Here is a 20,776-nt window from a genome sequence, read left to right as displayed (position 1 = left end):
TCAGACCATGCTCTTGGTGTGCCAGACCGTCTTGACCTCGGTGAACGCGGCGATCCGCTCCGGCGAGGCCACCACGTCGCCGGGGGCGAGCACGCGCTTCAGCGTCTCCGCCGCGGCGATCTGCATGTCGACCCACTCCAGCGCGCCCGCGCCGGCGAGATCGAGGGCGTTCACATCCTGGTGCGAGGCGAGCCACGGCGCGATCTCCGCCGGCGAGCCGGTGAGCACGTTCACCACGCCCCCTGGCACGTCACTGGTCGCGAGCACCTCGGCGAGACTGATCGCGGAGAGCGGGTACTGCTCGCTCGCGACCACGACGACGGTGTTCCCGGCGACGAGGGCCGGGGCGACCACCGACACCAGGCCGAGCAGCGCCGAGTCCTGCGGGGCCACGATGGCGACCACACCGGTGGGCTCGGGCACCGAGATGTTGAAGTACGGACCGGAGACGGGGTTCGCGTTTCCCGCCACCTGGGCGTACTTGTCGCACCAGCCGGCGTACCAGACCCAGAGATCGATCGCCTCGTCGACCTGCGCCGTGGCCGCCGAGGACGAGATGCCCTCCTGCGCCACGATCTCGTCGACGAACTGCGCGCGACGCCCTTCCAGGACCTCGGCGACCCGGTAGAGCACCTGGCCGCGGTTGTAGGCCGTCGCCCCCGACCAGCCTTTGACGGCGGCGCGCGCGGCGACGACCGCATCGCGGGCGTCCTTGCGGGAGGCCTTGGCGGCGTTGGCGAGGAAGGCGCCCTTGCGGGAGACGACCTCGTACGTGCGTCCGGACTCGCTCCGGGGGAAGGCCCCGCCGATCGCGAGCTTGTAGGTCTTCGGAACGGTCAGTCGCTTGCTCATGCTGCGGCTCCCTTGAGATAGGCGGTGAGGCCCTGGCGACCGCCCTCGCGGCCGTACCCGGACTCCTTGTAGCCGCCGAACGGGCTCGACGGGTCGAAACGGTTGAACGTGTTCGCCCACACGACGCCCGCGCGCAGCCGGTCGGCGACGGCGAGGATGCGCGAGCCCTTGTCCGACCAGATGCCGGCGGAGAGACCGTACGGGGTGTTGTTGGCCTTGGCGATCGCCTCAGCGGGCGTCCGGAAGGTGAGGACCGACAGCACCGGCCCGAAGACCTCGTCGCGGGCGATGCGGTGCGAGGCCTCGACGCCGGTGAAGATCGTCGGAGCGAACCAGAAGCCCTGCTCCGGGATCGCGCAGTCGGCGGTCCAGCGCTCGGCACCCTCGGCCTCGCCGATGTCGCTGAGCTCACGGATACGGGCGAGCTGCGCGGCGGAGTTGATCGCGCCGATGTCCGTGTTCTTGTCGAGCGGGTCACCGAGACGCAGCGTCGACAGCCGGTTCTTCAGCCGGTCGACGACCTCGTCATGGATGGACTCCTGCACCAGCAGGCGGCTGCCCGCACAGCACACGTGGCCCTGGTTGAAGAAGATGCCGTTGACGATGCCCTCGACGGCCTGATCGATCGGCGCGTCGTCGAAGACGATGTTCGCGGCCTTGCCGCCCAGCTCCAGCGTCAGCTTCTTGTTCGTCCCCGCCACGGCGCGGGCGATGTCGCGACCCACACCCGTCGAGCCGGTGAAGGCGACCTTGTCGACGTCCGGGTGACGGACCAGGGCGGCACCGGTCGCCCCGGCTCCGGTGACGATGTTCACGACACCGGCGGGGAGATCGGCCTGCTGCAGGATCTCGGCGAAGATCAGTGCCGTCAGCGGCGTGGTCTCGGCCGGCTTGAGCACGACCGTGTTCCCGGCCGCCAGCGCGGGCGCGAGCTTCCACGCGAGCATCAACAGCGGGAAGTTCCACGGGATGACCTGACCGGCGACACCCAGAGCACGCGGGTTCGCACCCAGCCCGGCGTAGTCGAGCTTGTCGGCCCAGCCCGCGTAGTAGAAGAACCAGGACGCGACGAGGGGCACGTCCACGTCGCGGCTCTCCTTGATGGGCTTGCCGTTGTCGAGGCTCTCGGCGACGGCGAGCTCGCGGGCGCGCTCCTGCACGAGGCGGGCGATGCGGAACAGGTACTTGCCCCGGTCGCGGCCGCTCATGCGCGACCAGACCTTGTCGTAGGCGCGACGGGCCGCGGCGACAGCGCGGTCGATGTCCGCGTCGTCGGCGGAGGCGATCTCGGCGATCTCCTTCTCCGTCGCCGGGGAGATGGTGCGGAAGGGGGTGCCGGAGCCGTCGACGAACTCGCCGTCGATGAACAGCCCGTAGCTGTCCTTGAGGTTCAGCACCGCCGTGGACTCCGGAGCCGGAGCGTATTCCAGGAATGACATGTCGGGTGTCCTAGTCGATCGTGACGTAGTCGGGGCCGGAGTAGTGGCCGGTGGTGAGCTTCTGGCGCTGCAGGAGCACGTCGTTGAGCAGGCTCGAGGCGCCGAAGCGGAACAGGTGCGGCTGGAGCCACTCCTCCCCCACGGTCTCGGCGACGGTGACGAGGTACTTGACCGCGTCCTTCGACGAGCGGATGCCGCCGGCGGGCTTCACGCCGATCCGCTCCCCCGTCCCGCGATACCAGTCGCGCACCGTCTCCAGCATGAGTAGCGTGGTCGGCAACGTCGCCGCCGGCTGCACCTTGCCCGTCGAGGTCTTGATGAAATCGCCGCCGGCGAGGATGCCGAGCCAGGAGGCACGCTTGATGTTGTCGTACGTGTTCAGCTCGCCGGTCTCGAGGATCACCTTGAGCGAGGCGTACGAGCCGTCCTCACGGCGGCACGCCTCCTTGACCTGAGCGATCTGATCGAACACCAGCCCGTAGCGGCCGGACAGGAACGCACCGCGGTCGATGACCATGTCGATCTCGTCCGCACCCGCGGCGACCGCTTCCGCGGTGTCGGCGAGCTTGATCGCGAGGGAGGACCGGCCGCTCGGGAAGGCGGTGGCCACCGCGGCGACCGAGATGAGGCCGTCGTCGGGGTCGCCGTGCAGGCTGCCGAGGGCCTCGACCGCTCCGGCGACCATGTCGCCGTAGACGCACACGGCCGCCACCCGAGGCGTGGACGGATCCGCCGCATCCGGGTTCTTCGCCTTGGCGACGAGCGAACGGACCTTGCCAGGGGTGTCCGCCCCCTCCAGGGTGGTCAGGTCGATCAGCTTGATGATCGTGTCCAGCGCCCACGCCTTCGACGTCGTCTTGATGGAGCGCGTGCCGAGGCCGGCAGCGCGCTGCTCCAGCCCGACGGCGTCCACGCCGGGGAGGCCGTGCAGGAAACGACGGAGGGTCGCGTCGTCCGGCTCACCGCCGAGGACGTCCACCGCCGTCCTGCGGCTGAGTTCTGTCGTCGTCACTGTTCCTCCAACAATGCTCGTGCTGTGGTCTCATCGGTCACCAGGACCCCGCACAGGCCGCTGGTCACGACCGTGCGCGCGATGTCGTGCTTGGCGGGACCCGCCGTCACGAAGATGGCCCGCGCGGCGCCGCGCAGGCGGTCGAGCGAGACGCCGACCGTGCGGGCGTCCAGCTGCGGGTCGACGATGTTGCCCTCGGCGTCGACGTAGCGCCCGAGGACGTCGCCGACGGCACCGCGACGTGCCAGCTCCTCCACGTCGGCGGCCGTGAGATAGCCGTTCTCGACGTGGGCGGAGGTCGCATCGCACGGTCCGGCGGTGAACAGGAACGCCTGGGCGTCCGCCGCCTCCTCCAGCACGGCCGCGACGGTGCGGTCGCCTTCGATGGCCTGCTTCGTCTCGACGTGCTCCAGGATCGCGGGGCTCGGCAGCAGCGAGACCTGGCCGGACGCGCGCTGGGCGATGGTCACCGCGAGTCCTGCGGCCCCTCCCGAGCGCCGGTTGAGGCTGACACCGCCGTTGAGCTGCACGACGGTGACGCCGTTCGCCCAGCCGTCGGGCAGGGCCTCGGCCACGGCGCGGAGGGTCTTGCCCCAGCTCACGCCGAGCGTGCGCGGAACCGGACGGAGGGCGGTCAGGAAGTCGGCCGCCGCCTGAGCGACGCGCTCCAGGGTGCCCTCGTCGCCCTCCGGCGAGGGGACGACCACCGCGTCGGTCAAGCCGAACCGCTCCACGAGCTCGCGTTCGAGGCCGAGCCGACGGGCGCGCGGGTGGACGATCTCGATGCGGACGATGCCGCGCTGACGCGCCTGCGTGAGGAGGCGCCCGACCTTCCAACGGGAGATCTTCAGGAGACCACCGATCTCGTCCTGCGTCTTGTCCTCGTCGTAGTACAGCTCGGCGACCCGGACCATGAGCAGATCTTCTTCCACGGTGTCCTCCTTCCTCCTCCAGGGTAGGCCGGATTCAGCGTTCGCGCACCCGTCTGCTCATATGCGCAGTCCCGCCATCCTCCCGCGCGCATCCGCCGGAGATGCGAGAAGGACGCCCGTCGATTCGACGGGCGTCCTTCTCTGCGGATGCGGACTACGCGCGCTTGCGCGAGGTGAGCACCTGGTCGACGATGCCGTACTCCAGCGCCTCGTTGGCCGAGAGGATCTTGTCGCGATCGATGTCGCGGTTGACCTGCTCGACCGGCTTGCCGGTGTGACGGGCCATGGTCTCCTCGAGCCAGGTGCGCATGCGGAGGATCTCCGCCGCCTGGATCTCGATGTCGGAGGCCTGACCGTGGCCGGCCTCCCCCATCGCGGGCTGGTGCATCAGCACGCGCGCATTCGGCAGGGCGAGACGCTTGCCGGGGGCACCGGCCGCGAGCAGCACGGACGCGGCCGAGGCCGCCTGGCCGAGCACGACGGTCTGGATCTGCGGCGCGACGTACTGCATCGTGTCGTAGATCGCCGTCATCGCGGTGAACGAGCCACCGGGCGAGTTGATGTACATGGTGATGTCGCGCTCGGAGTCCTGGCTCTCCAGGACGAGGAGCTGTGCCATGACGTCGTCGGCCGACGCGTCGTCGACCTGCACGCCGAGGAAGATCACGCGGTCTTCGAACAGCTTGTTGTACGGGTCCTGGCGCTTGAAGCCGTAGGCGGTGCGCTCCTCGAACTGCGGCAGCACATACCGGCTGGAGGGCAGGTTTCCGGCGGACTGGAACGTGGGTGTGTACATGGTGTCCTCTCGAATCCTTACTCGACGCCCGTGCCGCCGCCGCCGGTGACGTCGCTGGCGTGCTCGCGGATGTGGTCGACGAAGCCGTACTCGAGGGCCTCCTCCGCCGTGAACCAGCGGTCGCGGTCGCCATCGGCGTTGATCTGCTCGACGGGCTTGCCGGTCTGCGACGCGGTGATCTCGGCGAGGCGCTTCTTCATCGACAGGATGAGCTGCGCCTGGGTCTGGATGTCGCTCGCGGTGCCGCCGAAGCCGCCGTGCGGCTGGTGCAGCAGCACGCGGGCGTTCGGCGTGATGTAGCGCTTGCCCTTGGTGCCGCTCGTCAGCAGCAGCTGGCCCATGGACGCGGCCATGCCGATGCCGACGGTGACGATGTCGTTCGGCACGAACTGCATCGTGTCGTAGATCGCCATGCCCGCGGTGATCGAGCCGCCGGGCGAGTTGATGTAGAGGTAGATGTCCTTCTCGGAGTCTTCGGCGGCGAGAAGGAGGATCTTCGCGCAGATCTCGTTGGCGTTGTCGTCTCGCACCTCCGAGCCGAGCCAGATGATGCGGTCCTTCAGCAACCTGTCGAAGACGCTTGTCGCGACGAGGGGTTCAGCCATGTCAGCTCCTGCTTCCGTGTTTCAGTGATTCGAATCTACCGGCGCGCGCACAGCCCCTAGGTCGTGTTCGCCGTCGGCATATCAGGTGTCGCTGCCCGCGATCTCGTGCGCGTACGCCGTCATCGACCGGTGATAGCGCGGCAGGTGCGGGACGAGCGCGAGGATGGCCACCGACAGGCCCTGCGCGGGCCGGCCGGCACTCGCGAGGATGAGGGCGTGCACCACCGCGACCGCGTCCCGATACGGCCCGTCCGCCGCGATCTCCTCCTCGGCGCGGATCACCCGCAGCGCCTCGTCGTAGTCACCGAGGTTGCGCAGCGAGCTCGCGAGCTGGATCACGCACTGCGGGCGGTGCTCCTCGTCGAGGCCGAGCGCCAGGGCGCGGCGGTACAGCTCCACGGCCTCCGCCGGGCGCCCGGCGGAATCGCGAGCACCGGCGCGCTCGAACTCGGCCCTCGCGTCGTCCGCACCCCGTTCGGCGGCGAGGGCGTCGATGCGCGCGATCGTCTCGTCGCCGACCTCCTCTCCGGAGGCCTCCGCCCACACCTGCTCGATGCGGTCGTCCCAGCTCGTCATCCCGTCGTCCTTCCCTCGATGAGAAAGAGGGCGGATGCCGCAGCACCCGCCCTCTTCACTCGACCGCGCCGATCACTCGGCGGTGTCGGCGTCCTTCTTGGCCGGAGCCTTCTTCGCCGCCGGCTTCTTGGCGGCGGGCTTCTTCTCCGCAGCGGGCTTCTCGTCCGCGTCGGCATCCTTCTTGGCGGCCGCCTTCTTGGCGGGGGCCTTCTTGTTCGCGGCCGGCTTCTCCTCGGCCTCGGCGGGCTTCTCGTCCTCGGACTCGGCCTCGTCGTCGGTCACGACGAAGTCGGAGAGGTCGACGGCCTTGCCGTTGGTGTCCACGACCTTGACCTTGCCCAGGGCGATCGCGAGCGCCTTGTTCCGGGCGACCTCGCCGACCAGCGCGGGGAGCTGGTTCGAGGACTGCAGCGCCTCGACGAACTCCTGCGGCGCCATGCCGTACTGCGCGGCGGACTGGATGAGGTACTGCGAGAGCTCCTCCTGCGAGACCTGCACGTCGGCCTGCTCGGCGATCGTGTCGAGCAGCACCTGCGTGCGGAACTGCTTCTCGCTGGCCTCGGTCACCTCGGCGCGGTGCACGTCGTCCTCGAGACGGCCCTCGCCCTCGAGGTGGTTGTGCACCTCGTCCTCGATGAGCTGCGGCGGGACCGGGATCTCGATCTGCGCGAGCAGCGTCTCGACGAGCTTGTCGCGGGCGGCGGAGCCCTGCGTGAAGACGCCCTGCTGCTCGACGCGCTCGCGCAGGCTGTCGCGCAGCTCGGCGATCGTGTCGAACTCGCTCGCGATCTGCGCGAACTCGTCGTCGGCCTCGGGAAGCTCGCGCTCCTTGACGGCCTTGACGGTGACGGAGACCTCCGCCTCCTTGCCGGCGTGGTCGCCGCCGACGAGGGCGGAGCGGAAGGTGGTGTCCTCACCGGCGGTGAGCGACTCGACCGCGTCGTCGATGCCCTCGAGGAGCTCGCCGGAGCCGATCTCGTAGGAGACGCCCTCGGCGCGGTCGATCTCGGCGCCGTCGATGGTGGCGACGAGGTCCAGCTCGACGAAGTCGCCCTTGGCCGCGGGGCGGTCGACGGGGATGAGGGTGCCGAAGCGGGCGCGCATGTTCTCCAGCTCGGCGTCGAGGGCGGCCTCGTCGGCCTCCACGGCGTCGACCTCGAGGGTGATGCCCGCGTAGTCGGGGAGCTCGATCTCCGGCCGCACGTCGACCTCGACGTCGACGAGCAGGTCGCCCGAGAAGTCCTTCTCGTTCGGCCACTGCGTGATCTCGGCCGACGGGCGGCCGACGATGCGGAGCTTGTGCTCGGCGGTCGCCTCGCGGAAGAACTTGTCCAGGCCCTCGTTCACGGCGTGCTCGATGACGGCGCCGCGGCCGATGCGCTGGTCGATGATCGGAGCGGGCACCTTGCCCTTGCGGAAGCCGGGGATCTGGACGTCCCGCGCGATGTGCTCGTAGGCGTGCGCGATGCTGGGCTTGAGGTCGTCCGGGGTGACCGTGATGGTGAGCTTGACCCGGGTCGGGGTCAGCTTCTCGACGGTGCTGTTCGCCATGCTGGTGTGTTCTCCTTGTGGTTTCCGCGCAGAACGCGGCTGGAAGGTCGTGGGGTCGAGTCGGGGCGACAGGAGTTGAACCTGCGACCTCCCGCTCCCAAAGCGGGCGCTCTACCAAGCTGAGCTACGCCCCGGGGAATCCGCACGCAGATTCAGCCCAACCGAGTCTAACGGACAGGAGCATGCCCGACCGTCCGCTATGATCGATGGAGTCCGGACTCCGGTTCCGGGGGTGTAGCTCAATGGTAGAGTCTCAGTCTTCCAAACTGATTGCGCGGGTTCGATTCCCGTCACCCCCTCCACGTTGTCACCTCGGTCGAATACGCTGACAGGATCAGCTCCCGACCGGAAGGCCTGCCGAGATGAGCGCCTCGTGACCGCCCCTCCGCCGTCGGTTGCCGCGACCGCCATGGTGCCGGCTCCGGGTGGGCATCGCCTCCCGGCCGTCCTCTCCTCGCCGTCCGGCGTCCCCCGGCCGCCGCGCGACCGGCGATCGCTCAGGGGCGTCCTCGCCGGCACCGTCGGCACGGTCGCGGTGTTGACGGGTCTCGGCATCACGCAGCTCGTCGCGAACCAGGGGTACGACGAGGCCGCCAGCGGGGTCGAGGACGCCACTCGATCGGTGACCGCCCAGCAGACGGAACTCCGGCAGCGGACCGCCGATCTGATCGCGGCGACGGATGCCGGCCATGTCATCATCGACACCGGCGCGCCTGCCCTCGCCGTTCCGGAGGATCTCTGGGCGGCCCTGGACTCCGCCGTGGCGGAGGGCGAGACCACCGGCGGCGAGGCCGAGGACGTCCTCGCGACGCGGCTCCCAGCCGACGAGACGAAACCCGGCTGGTTCTGGGACCTCTTCGCCGCGACGAGCCGTCTCGCCGAGGACCAGAGCATCCTGCGCGACGTCGCCGAGTCGATGGACAGCGCCTCCGCGTCCGCCGCCGCGAGCGTGGACGCGGTGCGGACGACCGGCGTGTCCGTGCTCACCGCCGCGGCCGAGGCCGCGGGCGCCTTCGAGACCGCGCATCCGTCCACTCGCAACGCCGCCGTGATCGCTCTGCGCGGAGCCGCATCCGACGCTCTCGCCGTCACCGAGGTCGACGACGCGGCCGCGGCCGCCTATGTCGCCCTGCAGCAGGCCGCCACCGAGGTCGTCTCCGCGGAGAACGCCGAGCTCGCGGAGAAGGCCGGTCCGCTGCAGAACGCCCGCCTCGAGGTGGAGGCATTCGCGCGGTCTCTCGCGCCCGGCGTCCTGCTGGAATTCGACTGGGCCCCGCTCGTCAACGGCGCCGGGGACAACGGCAGCATGGGCGGGTACACCACCTGGTGGTGGGACGATCCGGGGCGCGCGGTCATCCAGCTGTCGGACTCGGTGGCGGAGCAGTGGCCCGCCGAACGCAGCCGCGCGCTCGTCGCCCATGAGGTGGGCCATGCCATCAGCGTGAAGTGCGAAGGCATGTACGACTCGTCCACCCAGGACAGCATCGAGAAGTGGGCGACGGCCTGGGCGATCAGCATGGGCTTCACGGACGACGCCAACGGGGTCTGGGCCTACGGGTATCCCCCGCAGAACTACATCGACGCGGCGGCCGGCTGCCGCTGAGACGGAAGAAGCCGCCGTGGTCACCACGGCGGCTTCTCCTCTCGCTCAGTCGGCGGTCACTGACCCCGACGCTCGCGAAGCTGGGTGAGGGCGTCCTCCAGGAGCTGGACGGCCTCCTCGTCCGTGCGACGCTCCTTCACGTAGGCCAGGTGCGTCTTGTACGGCTCGGCCTTGGCGACGGCAGGAGGGTTCTCCTTGTCGCGCCCGGCCGGAAGGCCGGACTGCGGGTGGTCGATGATCTCCGGGATCTCCTCCTCGGGGAGACCGGCGGCGAAGTAGCGGACCGTCTCGTTGCCGAGACCGTCCCAGTACGACACCGCGATGCGGTCGGCGTGGTAGCCGTGGTCCTGCTCCCCCATGGGACCGGAACCGACACGGGTACCGCGGATCGCGTTTCCACCGGTAGCCATCAGATCACCTCGAACTTCGTGATGAGGCCGAGCGCCACGATGGCGATGAACCACGTGAGCGCCAGGACGACGGTGAAGCGGTTCAGGTTCCGCTCCGCGAGACCGGAGGAGCCGACCGCAGTGGTCATGCCGCCGCCGAACATGTCGGACAGGCCGCCGCCGCGACCCTTGTGCAAGAGGATGAGGAGAGTCAGCAGGACGCTGGTGATGCCCAGCACGACCTGCAGGACGAACTCGAGAATTGCCACGGAAAGAGCCTTTCGCTGGGGCCGGAGCGCCCCCGTAACGGTCAAGTATACGGTGCAGCGGGGCCGGAGCCCCGCCGCACTCACACGCCGACGTGCTTCTCGAAGCGGATGATCGCCGCGAACTCGTCGACGACGAGGCTCGCGCCGCCGACCAGAGCGCCGTCCACGTCAGGCTCGCGCATGAAGCTGGCGATGTTCGCCGCCTTGACCGATCCGCCGTAGAGGATGCGGGTGCGGGCCGCCGCCTCGTCGCCGAGGACCTTCGCGATCACGCCGCGGAGCGCCGCGCAGACGTCCTGCGCCTGCTGTGGGGTGGCCGCCTGGCCCGATCCGATGGCCCAGACGGGCTCATACGCCACGACGATGTCGGCCGACGGGGAGACGCCCTGGAGCGCGGCCTCGAGCTGTCCGGCCGGAACGGCGCTGGCACCGAACTTCTCCAGGTCCTCCGCCGTCTCGCCCACGCAGATCACCGGGGAGAGGCCGTGCTTGAGCGCAGCCTTCACCTTGCCGGCCACGATCTCGTCGGACTCGGCGTGGTACTCGCGACGCTCGGAGTGTCCGATGATGACGTACTTCGCGTCGAGCTTCGCCAGGAACGCCCCGGAGATCTCGCCGGTGTACGCACCGGAGTCGTGCGCCGAGACGTCCTGCGCACCGAACGCGAACGGGATCTTGTCCGCGTCGATCAGCGTCTGCACGCTGCGGATGTCGGTGAAGGGCGGGAAGACCGCCACCTCCACGGATCCGTCCTCGTGCTTGGCGTCCTTCAGCGTCCAGTGCAGCTTCTGCACGAACGCCACCGCCTGCAGGTGATCCAGGTTCATCTTCCAGTTGCCCGCGATCAGCGGGGTACGGGAGCTCACGCCCATCCGAGGACCTCCAGCCCAGGTAGTTTCTTGCCCTCGAGGAATTCGAGGCTCGCGCCGCCGCCGGTCGAGATGTGCCCGAACTGATCGTCGGTGAACCCGAGCTGGCGGACGGCTGCGGCGGAGTCGCCGCCGCCGACCACGCTGAGGCCGTCGACCTCGGTCAGTGCCTGCGCGACCGCCTTGGTCCCCGCGGCGAAGGCCGGGAACTCGAACACGCCCATCGGGCCGTTCCAGAACACCGTCTTCGATCCGCGGATGACCTCGGCGAAGCGCGCGGCGGTCTCCGGCCCGATGTCGAGGCCGATGCCCGACGAGCCGAATGCCGTCTCCTCGATCGCGTCCGCGGCGGCCACCTCGTGGTCCGCGTCCGCACCGAAGGAGGCGGCGACGACCACGTCGGTCGGGAGCACGAGCTCCACGCCGCGCTCGGCCGCCTCGGCGATGTAGCCGCGCACGGTCTGGAGCTGGTCCTCCTCGAGGAGACTCGACGCGACGGCGTGCCCCTGTGCCTTCAGGAAGGTGAAGAGCATGCCGCCACCGACGAGGATGCGGTCCACCCGCGGCAGCAGGTGCGAGATGACTCCGAGCTTGTCGCTCACCTTGGATCCGCCGAGCACCACCGCGTACGGCCGCTCCGGGTTCTCCGTGAGGCGATCGAGCACATCGAGCTCGGTCGCGATCAGGAGCCCCGCCGCCGAGGGCAGCAGCTTCGCGAGGTCGTAGACGCTCGCCTGCTTGCGGTGCACGACGCCGAAGCCGTCGGAGACGAGCACGTCGCCGAGCTCCGCGAGCTGCGCCGCGAAGGCACCGCGCTCGGCGTCGTCCTTCGACGTCTCCCCCGGGTTGAACCGGAGGTTCTCGATCACGACGACCTGACCGTTCTCGAGGGACGCCACTGCGTCCTTCGCGGCCTCGCCCACGGTGTCGCCGGCGAAGGCGACCGGGGCGCCGAGCAGCTCGGACAGTCGCTGGGCGACCGGCTCGAGGCTGTACTGCGGGTCGGGCGCGCCGTCGGGGCGGCCGAGGTGCGAGCAGACGACGACGCGGGCGCCCGTGTCGATGAGGGTCTTCAGGGTCGGCAGCGAGGCGCGGACACGGCCATCGTCCGTGATGACCCCGTCCCGCAGGGGGACGTTCAGATCACAACGGACGATGACGCGCTTGCCCTCGAGCGAACCCAGTGAGTCCAGGGTGCGCAGAGTCATGTGTCGGAGCTCAGATGCGCTCGGCGACGTACTCGGTCAGGTCGACGAGACGGTTGGAGTAGCCCCACTCGTTGTCGTACCAGCTCGAGACCTTGATCAGGTTGCCGCTGACGTTGGTGAGCGTCGAGTCGAAGATCGACGAGTGCGGGTTGTGCACGATGTCGCTCGACACGATCGGGTCCTCGTTGTACTGCAGGTACCCGGCCAGACGCCCCTCGGCCGCAGCCTTCTTGTAGGCCTCGTTGACCTCGTCCACCGTGAGGTTCTCGCGGTCCGTGATGAGCGTCAGGTCGACGATCGAGCCCGTGGGGACCGGCACGCGGTAGGAGGAACCGCTGAGCTTGCCGTTCAGCTCCGGGAGGACGAGGCCGATGGCCTTCGCGGCACCCGTCGAGGCGGGCGTGATGTTGATCGCGGCGGCGCGGGCGCGGCGGAGGTCCTTGTGGGGACCGTCCTGCAGGTTCTGGTCGGCGGTGTAGGCGTGGGCCGTCATCATGAAGCCGCGGTCGATGCCGAAGGCGTCGTTGAACACCTTGGCCAGCGGCGCGAGGCAGTTCGTGGTGCAGGAGGCGTTGGAGATGATGTGGTCCGTCTCCGGGTTGTACGTCTCCTCGTTCACGCCCATGACGATGGTGCGGTCGTCACCCGTGGCCGGAGCCGAGATGAGGACCTTCTTCGCACCGGCGTCGATGTGCTTGCGCGCGGCGTCGGCGTTGGTGAAGAAGCCGGTCGACTCGATGACGATGTCCACGCCCAGCTCGCCCCACGGGAGGTTGGCGGGGTCACGCTCTGCGAAGGCCTTGATCTCCTTGCCGTCGACGGTGATGCTGTCGTCGTCGTACGTGATCTCGGCGTCGAGGACGCCGCTGACCGAGTCGTACTTCAGCAGGTGTGCCAGGGTCTTGTTGTCGGTGAGGTCGTTGACCGCGACGATCTCAAGGTCTGCTCCCTGCGCGAGAGCTGCGCGGAAGTAGTTGCGTCCGATGCGGCCGAAGCCGTTGATACCGATCTTGACAGACACTCAGGTCTCCCTGTTTCTCATGCGCCGAGCGCCGCCGTCGAGCGTGCGCCATGCGCGGGTTTTTTGGCTGAGATGGCGCCCCGACGAGCCGTGGGCCCGCCGGGACGCGACCCGATTACGACAGTACCAGCAGGCCGTTCGTCTGCTGACGGGCGACCTCGAGGCGCTGGGCGACGTTCTCCCAGTTGGCGATGTTCCACGCGGCCTTGACGTAGTCGGCCTTCACGTTGAGGTAGTCGAGGTAGAAGGCGTGCTCCCACATGTCCAGCTGGAACAGCGGGATGGTGCCCTGCGCGGTGTTCGACTGCTGGTCGAAGAGCTGCTGGATGATGAGGCGCGAGCCGATCGAGTCCCAGCTCAGGACGGCCCAGCCGGAACCCTGGATCCCGGTGGCGGCGGCGGTGAAGTGCGCCTGGAACTTCTCGAAGGAGCCGAAGTACTCGTCGATGGCCGCCTTGAGCTCGCCCTCGGGCTGGCCGCCGCCGTTCGGCGAGAGGTTGGTCCAGAAGATCGAGTGGTTGACGTGGCCGCCGAGGTTGAACGCGAGGTCCTTCTCGAGCTTGTTCACGTTCGCGAAGTTGCCGCTCTCGCGGGCCTCGGCCAGCTGCTCCAGGGCGGTGTTGGCGCCCGCGACGTAGGTCGCGTGGTGCTTGTCGTGGTGCAGCTCCATGATCTTGCCGCTGATGTGCGGCTCGAGAGCGGCGAAGTCGTAGGGAAGGTCGGGGAGCGTGTAGGTTGCCATATCGCATTCATCCAATCCGCGCCGCGCCGCGGCGCTTGCCGATGCTCCGCGTCGCCGATGTGCGACGGAGAGCGGACGACTTTCATCCTACTGACGACAACGCCTCGGGTGTCCGGATCCTTCCGGGGGTTGACACGCCGTCCAGGGCGGCGTCACCCGAGTCAGACGTCGAGACCGGCGGGGACGGCGGCCTCGGTCCCCGGGATGCCCTCCTGCTGCGCGCGCTTGTCCGCCATCGCCAGCAGGCGGCGGATGCGGCCGGCCACCGCGTCCTTCGTGAGCGGAGGGTTGGCGTGGTGACCGAGCTCGTCGAGACTGGCGTCGCGGTGTGCGAGGCGGAGCTCGCCGGCGACACGGAGGTGGTCGGGCACCTCGTCGGCCAGGATCTCGAGAGCGCGCTCGACCCGGGCGCATGCCGCCACGGCGGCCTGCGCGGAACGGCGGAGGTTCGCGTCGTCGAAGTTGACGAGACGGTTGACGCCGGCGCGCACCTCGCGGCGCTGTCGCAGCTCCTCCCACGCGAGAGCGGTGCGCTGGGCGCCCATCTCGCTGAGGATGGTGCGGATCGCCTCCCCCTCGCGCACGACGACGCGGGGAAGCCCGCGGACCTCGCGCGCCTTCGCGGCGACACCGAGGCGGTGGGCGGCACCCACGAGCGCCATGGCGGCCTCGGACGACGGGCAGGCGACCTCGAGCATCGCGGAGCGGCCCGGCTCGCTCAGCGAACCCGCGGCGAGGAAGGCCCCGCGCCAGAGGCCGGCGATCTCCGCACGGGATCCCGTGGTGAGGCGGTTCGGCAGTCCGCGGACCGGGCGGCGACGCTGGTCGAGCAGTCCGGTCTGGCGGGCAAGGGTCTCCCCCTGCGCGATGACGCGGACGGCCCAGCGGGCGCCGTCGTTGGCGGTGCTCGACTGCACCTGGGCGATCTCCGGGCGGACGCCGTAGATCTCGGCGAGGTCGCGGGCCACACGGCGGGCGAGGGTCTCGGCATCGACCTCCGCTTCCACCGCCACACGGCCGGCGATGGAGTGCAGACCACCGGCGAACCGCAGGATGGCCGTCACCTCAGCGACGCGCACCGTCGGGGGTGCATTGCGGATGCTGACGAGCTCAGCCTTGACGTCGGTGGTTAGTGCCACGAGACTCCTTCACGTTCACGCGCCGGGTCGCGACGCAAACCTCCAGCTTACTCGCTCGGGGGCCTATTCCCTGCCGAGGTCACGGTGGCGGACGTTGACCGCGACGCCCGGGATTCCCGCCAGTCGACGGGCGAGCTCCTCGGACATGGCGACCGAACGGTGCTTGCCGCCCGTGCACCCGATGGCGATCGTGGAGTGGCTCTTGTTCTCGCGCTGATACCCCTCGAGGACGGGCACGAGAGCCTTCGCGTAGGCGTCGAGGAACTCCTCCGCGCCGTCCCGGGAGAGCACGTACTCCCGCACGGTCTCGTCCTGCCCGGTGAGACCGCGCAGGTCCTCGTTCCAATACGGGTTCGGGAGGAAGCGCATGTCGGCCACGACGTCGACGTCGGTGGGCAGCCCGTACTTGAAGCCGAAGCTGAGCAGGGTGACCCGGTGCCGCGCCTCGCCCTCCTCCGAGAAGATGTCCGAGACCTTGGTCGCGAGCTGGTGGATGTTCAACGCCGAGGTGTCGATCACCAGATCCGCGGCCTCGCGGATCGGGGCGAGCCGGGCGCGCTCGGTCCGGATGCCGTCGAGGAGGGTGCCGTCGCCCTGAAGCGGATGCGGGCGCCGTACGGCCTCGAAGCGACGGACGAGGACGTCGTCCGAGGCGTCCAGGAAGAGCACGCGGATGGATCCCCTGGTGCGCAGCACGCGAGCGACACCCGGGAAGTCGTCGAAGAGGTTGCGGCCGCGCACGTCGACCACCGCCGCGACCTTCGGCAGCGCGTCGCCCCCCATGCCGGTGAGATCGAGCAGCGGTCGGAGGATCTGCGGCGGCAGGTTGTCGACGACGTACCAGCTGAGATCCTCCAGCGCGTTCGCCACCGTGGTCCGACCCGCGCCGGACATCCCGGTGACGATGAGGAATTCGCCCTGTTCCCCGTCAGACATCGCTCACTGCTCCTTCTCCCCCTCGGCCTCCCAGCCTAGCGAGTGGACAGGTGCGTATGGATGTTCTGGGCGAGCACCGGACCGATCCCCTGGACCTCCTGGATCTGCTGCGGTTCCGCGGCACGCAGCGCGGTGACCGACCCGAAGTGCTTGAGGAGGACCTTGATCCGCGAGGCCCCGAGACCAGGGACCTCGGCGAGCACCGTGGTGATGTCCTTCTTGCGCTTCTTGCGCTGGTGCGTGATGGCGAACCGATGCGCCTCGTCGCGAAGACGCTGGAGCAGGTAGAGGGATTCGCTGGTCCGCGGCAGGATGACCGGGAAGTCGTCTCCCGGCAACCAGATCTCCTCCAGACGCTTGGCGATGCCGCAGACCGCGATCTCCGTGTGTCCGGCGTCGCGCAGTGCTCGCGCGGCGGCTTCGACCTGCGGCTGACCGCCGTCCACGAGCAGCAGCTGCGGCGGGTAGGCGAACCGGGGCTTCCGGCGCACCCCCGCCTCGCCGACGTCTTCCGCCACCACCTCGTCGGTGGTGGGGTCGACGGTCTCCTGCTCTTCCGGGCGGTCGAGGTAGGCGAGCCGTCGCCGCAGCACCTGGTACATGGAGTCGGTGTCGTCGGTGGTCTCCGCGATGTTGAAGGTGCGGTACTGGTCCTTGCGCGGCAGCCCGTCCTCGAACACGACCATGGACGCCACCACGTTGGTGCCGCCGAGGTGCGAGATGTCGAAGCACTCGATCCGGAGCGGTGCCTCCTCCATCCCCAGCGCCTCCTGGAGATCGGTGAGCGCCTGCGTGCGCGCGACGTAGTCGCTCGTCCGACGCGTCTTGTGCCTGATCAGCGCCTGCTGGGCGTTCAGGGTGGCCGTGCGCATGAGGTCGGCGCGTTGGCCGCGATGCGCCACGGCGATCTCGACCTTCCGGCCCCGGCGCTCGCGCAGCCACACCTCCAGCTCGGAGGCGTCGTCGGGAAGCACCGGGACGAGGATGCGGCGCGGCACGTCCTGGGCCTCGCCGTACGCCTGCTGGAGGACCTGCTCCACGAGCTCCCCACCCGTGATGTCGATCTCCTTCTCGATCGTCAGGGCCCGGACGCCTCGAACGCGTCCGCCGCGGATGACGAAGTGCTGCACGGCGGCGGCGAGCTCGTCCTCCGCGATGCCGAACAGGTCGGCGTCCTCGTCGGCCGGGAGCACGAGGGCGCTCTTGCCGAGCACGGCCTCGATCGCCGAGAGCTTGTCACGGTATTTCGCGGCCGCCTCGTAGTCCATGGCCGCCGACGCCGCGAGCATGCGCTGCGTGAGCTCGCGGGTGAAGCGTTCGTCACCGCCCGCCATGAATGCGACGAAGTCGTCGACCATGGCGCGATGCTCCTCGATCGACACCGTCATCGAACACGGCCCGCCGCACTTGCCGATCTGCCCGGGGAAGCACGGACGCCCCGTCTGCATCGCCCGCTTGTAACTGGCGTCGCTGCACGTGCGGATCGGGAACGCCTTGATCATCAGGTCGATGGTCTCGTGCACCGCCCAGACCTTCGGGTACGGACCGAAGTAGCGGGCCCCGGGGATCTTCCGGTTGCGGGTGACCAGCACACGCGGCGCCTCGTCCCCGAGCGTCACCGCCATGAACGGGTACGACTTGTCGTCCCGGTACTTGACGTTGAACGGCGGATCGAACTCCTTGATCCACATGTACTCGAGCTGGAGGGAGTCGACGTCGGTGGGCACGACGGTCCACTCCACCGACGCCGCCGTCGTCACCATCCGGCGCGTGCGCTCATGCAGTGTCCGCAGCGGAGCGAAGTAGTTCGACAGCCGCTGACGGAGGTTCTTCGCCTTCCCGACGTACAGCACCCGGCCGTTGGCATCGCGGAACCGGTACACCCCCGGGTCGGTCGGGATCTCGCCCGCCCGGGGCTTGTACGGCAGCACGTCGGCCATCAGCTGGCCTTCCGCGCGGAGCGCCCCTCACCCAGGATCTCGGCGAGGAACTGGCCGGTGTGGCTCTCCTCGACCCGCGCGATCTGCTCCGGCGTGCCGGTGGCGAGGATCGTGCCGCCGCCGGAACCACCCTCCGGACCCAGGTCGATCACCCAGTCGGCCGACTTGATCACGTCGAGGTTGTGCTCGATCACGATGACCGTGTTGCCCTTGTCGACCAGACCGTTCAGCACCTCGAGGAGCTTGCGCACGTCTTCGAAGTGCAGACCCGTCGTCGGCTCGTCGAGCACGTAGATGCTCCGACCGTTGCTGCGGCGCTGGAGCTCGGTCGCGAGCTTCACGCGCTGCGCCTCACCGCCGGAGAGCGTCGTCGCGGACTGCCCGAGGCGCACGTATCCCAGCCCCACGTCGACCAGGGTCTTCATGTAGCGGTGGATGGCCTGGATCGGCTCGAAGAACTCGGCCGCCTCCTCGATGGGCATCTCCAGCACCTCGGCGATGTTCTTGCCCTTGTAGTGCACGGCGAGGGTGTCGCGGTTGTACCGCTTGCCGTGGCACACCTCGCAGTCCACGTACACGTCCGGGAGGAAGTTCATCTCGATCTTGATCGTGCCGTCGCCCGAGCACGCCTCGCAGCGTCCGCCCTTGACGTTGAAGCTGAACCGGCCCGGCTGATAGCCGCGGACCTTCGCCTCGGGCGTCTCGCTGAAGAGCGTGCGGATGCGGTCGAAGACACCGGTGTAGGTCGCCGGGTTCGATCGCGGGGTGCGGCCGATCGGCGCCTGGTCGACGTGCACGACCTTGTCGAGGTTGTCGAGCCCGGTCACGCGCGTGTGCTTGCCCGGCACCGTCCGCGCCCCGTTGAGCCGCGACGCGAGCACCTGATACAGGATGTCGTTCACGAGGGACGACTTCCCGGATCCGCTGACGCCGGTGACCGCGGTCAGCACGCCGAGCGGGAAGTCGGCCGTGACATTGCGGAGGTTGTTGGCGCGGGCGCCCACGACGCTGAGCATGCGCTTCTTGTCGATCTTGCGGCGCTTCGCCGGCATCGGGATCTCCCGACGGCCCGAGAGGTAGTCCCCGGTCATCGATTCGGTGTCGGCGAGCAGCGCCGAGTAGGGCCCGGAGTGGACCACGGCACCGCCGTTCACGCCGGCCCCCGGGCCGATGTCGACGACCCAGTCCGCGGCCTCGATGGTCTCCTCGTCGTGCTCGACGACGATCAGGGTGTTCCCGAGGTCGCGCAGCGTGAGCAGCGTCTCGATGAGCCGGCGGTTGTCGCGCTGGTGCAGTCCGATCGACGGTTCGTCGAGGACGTAGAGCACGCCGGTGAGACCGGAGCCGATCTGCGTGGCGAGGCGGATGCGCTGGGCCTCGCCTCCCGACAGCGAGCCGGCCGAACGGCTGAGGTTGAGGTAGGACAGACCGACCTGGAGGAGGAAGTCGAGGCGCAGGCGGATCTCACGGAGCACCTGCGCGGCGATCTTGGCCTCGCGGTCGGTGAGGTGCAGCTTCTCCATGAAGGCCCGGGCGTCGGCCAGGCTCAGGTGGGAGACCTCGGCGATGGAGTGACCGTGCACCTGCACGGCCAGCACCTCGGGCTTGAGACGGTCGCCGTTGCAGACCGGGCACGGGACCTCGCGGAGGTACTCGCCCCACCGGCTGCGCTGGGTGTCGGACTCGGCCTGCAGGTACTGCCGCTCGATGTACGGCACCACGCCCTCGAAACCGGAGGCGTAGCGCATCTCACGGCCGTAGCGGTTCCTCCACTTGACGGTGACCTTGTAGTTCTCTCCGCGCAGGACTGCTTCCTTGACGTCGGAGTGCAGTTCGCGCCACGGGGTGTCGAGGGAGAAGTCGAGGTCGCGGGAGAGTCCTTCGAGCAGGCGCTCGTAGTACTGGAAGAGCCCCTTGCCCTGCGTGGTCCACGGGATGATGACGCCCTCGCGGATCGAGAGGTCTTCGTCGCCGAGCATCAGATCGACGTCCACCGACATGCGGGTGCCGAGGCCCGAGCAGGCGGGGCAGGCACCGAACGGCGCGTTGAAGGAGAACGTGCGCGGCTCGATCTCGGTGAGGGTGAGCGCGTGGCCGTTCGGGCACGCGAGCTTCTCCGAGAACGTCTGCCAGGCGTCGTCGCCCTCGCCGTCCACGTAGTTGATCTGCACGACCCCACCGGCGAGACCGAGAGCGGTCTCCACCGAGTCGGTCACGCGTCCGAGGATGTCGGGCGAGGCGACGAGGCGGTCGACGACCACCGCGATGTCGTGCTTGTAGCTCTTCTTGAGCGTCGGAGGCTCGGCCAGCTGGATGAGCTCGCCGTCGACGATCGCCCGCGAGTAGCCCTTCGCCCCGAGCTCCCGGAACAGGTCGACGAACTCGCCCTTCTTCTGGGAGACGATCGGCGCGACCACCTGGTAGCGGGTGCGCTCCGGGAGCTCCATGAGCTGGTCGGCGATCTGCTGGACGGTCTGCCGCTGGATCTTCTCCCCGCACACCGGACAGTGCGGAACGCCGATACGCGCCCAGAGCAGACGCATGTAGTCGTAGATCTCGGTGATCGTGCCGACCGTGGACCGGGGGTTGCGGTTCGTCGACTTCTGATCGATCGACACCGCCGGGCTCAGCCCCTCGATGAAATCGACGTCCGGCCGGTCGACCTGACCGAGGAACTGCCGCGCGTAGGCGCTCAGCGACTCGACGTACCGACGCTGCCCCTCGGCGAAGATCGTGTCGAAGGCGAGGCTCGACTTCCCCGATCCGGAGAGGCCGGTGAAGACCACCAGCGAGTCGCGGGGGATGTCGATGTCGACGTTCTTGAGATTGTGCACGCGGGCGCCGCGGACACTGAGTTTTCCTGGGGAAGCAACGGGGACGATGGGCACCGAACAAGT

At 69.1% G+C, this 20,776-nt stretch carries 19 protein-coding genes and 2 tRNA genes; 2 read left to right on the top strand and 19 right to left on the bottom strand.

What is annotated here, in order from left to right; genetic code table 11:
• The 9 genes from D8M34_RS01060 to D8M34_RS01020 form a co-directional block, all read right to left on the bottom strand.
• Window positions 1-852 (bottom strand): aldehyde dehydrogenase family protein, encoded by an 852-nt coding sequence (locus D8M34_RS01060; RefSeq protein ID WP_025105013.1) that lies wholly within the window; start codon window positions 850-852, stop codon window positions 1-3.
• The gene (locus D8M34_RS01055) at window positions 849-2,291 is read right to left on the bottom strand and encodes an aldehyde dehydrogenase family protein (protein WP_062766778.1); all 1,443 of its coding nucleotides are present in this window, start codon (window positions 2,289-2,291) and stop codon (window positions 849-851) included. Before D8M34_RS01055 ends, D8M34_RS01060 begins: the two co-directional genes overlap by 4 nt.
• A gap of 10 nt (window positions 2,292-2,301) precedes the next feature.
• Window positions 2,302-3,303, bottom strand: coding sequence for a deoxyribose-phosphate aldolase (gene deoC, locus D8M34_RS01050; protein ID WP_025105015.1), 1,002 nt, complete (start codon window positions 3,301-3,303; stop codon window positions 2,302-2,304).
• Window positions 3,300-4,235: a sugar-binding transcriptional regulator gene (locus D8M34_RS01045; protein WP_060921184.1), complete on the bottom strand. Its 936-nt coding sequence runs from the start codon at window positions 4,233-4,235 to the stop codon at window positions 3,300-3,302. The genes deoC and D8M34_RS01045 overlap by 4 nt, the downstream gene beginning before the upstream one ends.
• A gap of 154 nt (window positions 4,236-4,389) precedes the next feature.
• Window positions 4,390-5,031 carry an ATP-dependent Clp protease proteolytic subunit gene (locus D8M34_RS01040; RefSeq protein WP_025105017.1) on the bottom strand — a complete coding sequence of 214 codons (642 nt, stop codon included), beginning with the start codon at window positions 5,029-5,031 and terminating at the stop codon, window positions 4,390-4,392.
• 17 nt (window positions 5,032-5,048) lie between these two features.
• Window positions 5,049-5,636, bottom strand: a complete 588-nt coding sequence (locus D8M34_RS01035; protein ID WP_025105018.1) for an ATP-dependent Clp protease proteolytic subunit — start codon at window positions 5,634-5,636, stop codon at window positions 5,049-5,051.
• Window positions 5,637-5,717: 81 nt separating this feature from the next.
• Entirely contained in the window at window positions 5,718-6,212 is a 495-nt protein-coding gene (locus tag D8M34_RS01030; protein WP_025105019.1) for a tetratricopeptide repeat protein, read from the bottom strand.
• A 72-nt stretch (window positions 6,213-6,284) separates the two neighbouring features.
• Window positions 6,285-7,763 (bottom strand): trigger factor, encoded by a 1,479-nt coding sequence (gene tig, locus D8M34_RS01025; protein WP_126892928.1) that lies wholly within the window; start codon window positions 7,761-7,763, stop codon window positions 6,285-6,287.
• A 60-nt stretch (window positions 7,764-7,823) separates the two neighbouring features.
• Window positions 7,824-7,897 (bottom strand) — tRNA-Pro (locus D8M34_RS01020).
• A 94-nt stretch (window positions 7,898-7,991) separates the two neighbouring features.
• On the opposite strand from D8M34_RS01020, the gene D8M34_RS01015 reads away from it, so the two are divergent.
• Together D8M34_RS01015 and D8M34_RS18720 are read left to right on the top strand one after the other, a co-directional pair.
• Window positions 7,992-8,065 (top strand) — tRNA-Gly (locus D8M34_RS01015).
• 71 nt (window positions 8,066-8,136) lie between these two features.
• A complete protein-coding gene (locus D8M34_RS18720; protein ID WP_153244973.1) occupies window positions 8,137-9,366 on the top strand; it encodes a hypothetical protein in 1,230 nt (409 codons plus the stop codon).
• A gap of 56 nt (window positions 9,367-9,422) precedes the next feature.
• Here the strand turns inward: D8M34_RS18720 and D8M34_RS01005 are convergent, their stop codons facing one another.
• The 10 genes from D8M34_RS01005 to uvrA all read right to left on the bottom strand — a co-directional run bounded on the left by D8M34_RS01005 (window position 9,423) and on the right by uvrA (window position 20,767).
• Entirely contained in the window at window positions 9,423-9,776 is a 354-nt protein-coding gene (locus tag D8M34_RS01005; protein WP_025105022.1) for an RNA polymerase-binding protein RbpA, read from the bottom strand.
• A complete protein-coding gene (gene secG, locus D8M34_RS01000; RefSeq protein WP_025105023.1) occupies window positions 9,776-10,024 on the bottom strand; it encodes a preprotein translocase subunit SecG in 249 nt (82 codons plus the stop codon). Before secG ends, D8M34_RS01005 begins: the two co-directional genes overlap by 1 nt.
• Before the next feature lie 80 nt (window positions 10,025-10,104).
• Window positions 10,105-10,896: a triose-phosphate isomerase gene (gene tpiA, locus D8M34_RS00995; RefSeq protein ID WP_025105024.1), complete on the bottom strand. Its 792-nt coding sequence runs from the start codon at window positions 10,894-10,896 to the stop codon at window positions 10,105-10,107.
• Window positions 10,887-12,101 (bottom strand): phosphoglycerate kinase, encoded by a 1,215-nt coding sequence (locus D8M34_RS00990; RefSeq protein ID WP_062766786.1) that lies wholly within the window; start codon window positions 12,099-12,101, stop codon window positions 10,887-10,889. The genes tpiA and D8M34_RS00990 overlap by 10 nt, the downstream gene beginning before the upstream one ends.
• A 10-nt stretch (window positions 12,102-12,111) precedes the next feature.
• Window positions 12,112-13,122, bottom strand: a complete 1,011-nt coding sequence (gene gap, locus D8M34_RS00985; RefSeq protein WP_025105026.1) for a type I glyceraldehyde-3-phosphate dehydrogenase — start codon at window positions 13,120-13,122, stop codon at window positions 12,112-12,114.
• A 115-nt stretch (window positions 13,123-13,237) separates the two neighbouring features.
• Window positions 13,238-13,864, bottom strand: coding sequence for a superoxide dismutase (locus D8M34_RS00980; protein WP_126892927.1), 627 nt, complete (start codon window positions 13,862-13,864; stop codon window positions 13,238-13,240).
• A gap of 161 nt (window positions 13,865-14,025) precedes the next feature.
• Window positions 14,026-15,003 (bottom strand): DNA-binding protein WhiA, encoded by a 978-nt coding sequence (gene whiA, locus D8M34_RS00975; protein ID WP_062766792.1) that lies wholly within the window; start codon window positions 15,001-15,003, stop codon window positions 14,026-14,028.
• A gap of 63 nt (window positions 15,004-15,066) precedes the next feature.
• On the bottom strand, window positions 15,067-15,939 hold the full coding sequence (rapZ, locus tag D8M34_RS00970; RefSeq protein WP_025105029.1) for an RNase adapter RapZ: 873 nt from the start codon (window positions 15,937-15,939) through the stop codon (window positions 15,067-15,069).
• Between the two features lie 35 nt (window positions 15,940-15,974).
• Window positions 15,975-17,879 carry an excinuclease ABC subunit UvrC gene (gene uvrC / locus D8M34_RS00965; protein ID WP_062766796.1) on the bottom strand — a complete coding sequence of 635 codons (1,905 nt, stop codon included), beginning with the start codon at window positions 17,877-17,879 and terminating at the stop codon, window positions 15,975-15,977.
• The gene (gene uvrA / locus D8M34_RS00960) at window positions 17,879-20,767 is read right to left on the bottom strand and encodes an excinuclease ABC subunit UvrA (RefSeq protein ID WP_062766799.1); all 2,889 of its coding nucleotides are present in this window, start codon (window positions 20,765-20,767) and stop codon (window positions 17,879-17,881) included. Before uvrA ends, uvrC begins: the two co-directional genes overlap by 1 nt.
• Window positions 20,768-20,776: the final 9 nt, after the last annotated feature.

The organism is Microbacterium sp. HSID17254 (genome assembly GCF_003989315.1).
Classification (GTDB): domain Bacteria; phylum Actinomycetota; class Actinomycetes; order Actinomycetales; family Microbacteriaceae; genus Microbacterium.
Note: the sequence above shows the minus strand (reverse complement) of the source record. Positions and strands in the feature narration are given on the sequence as shown.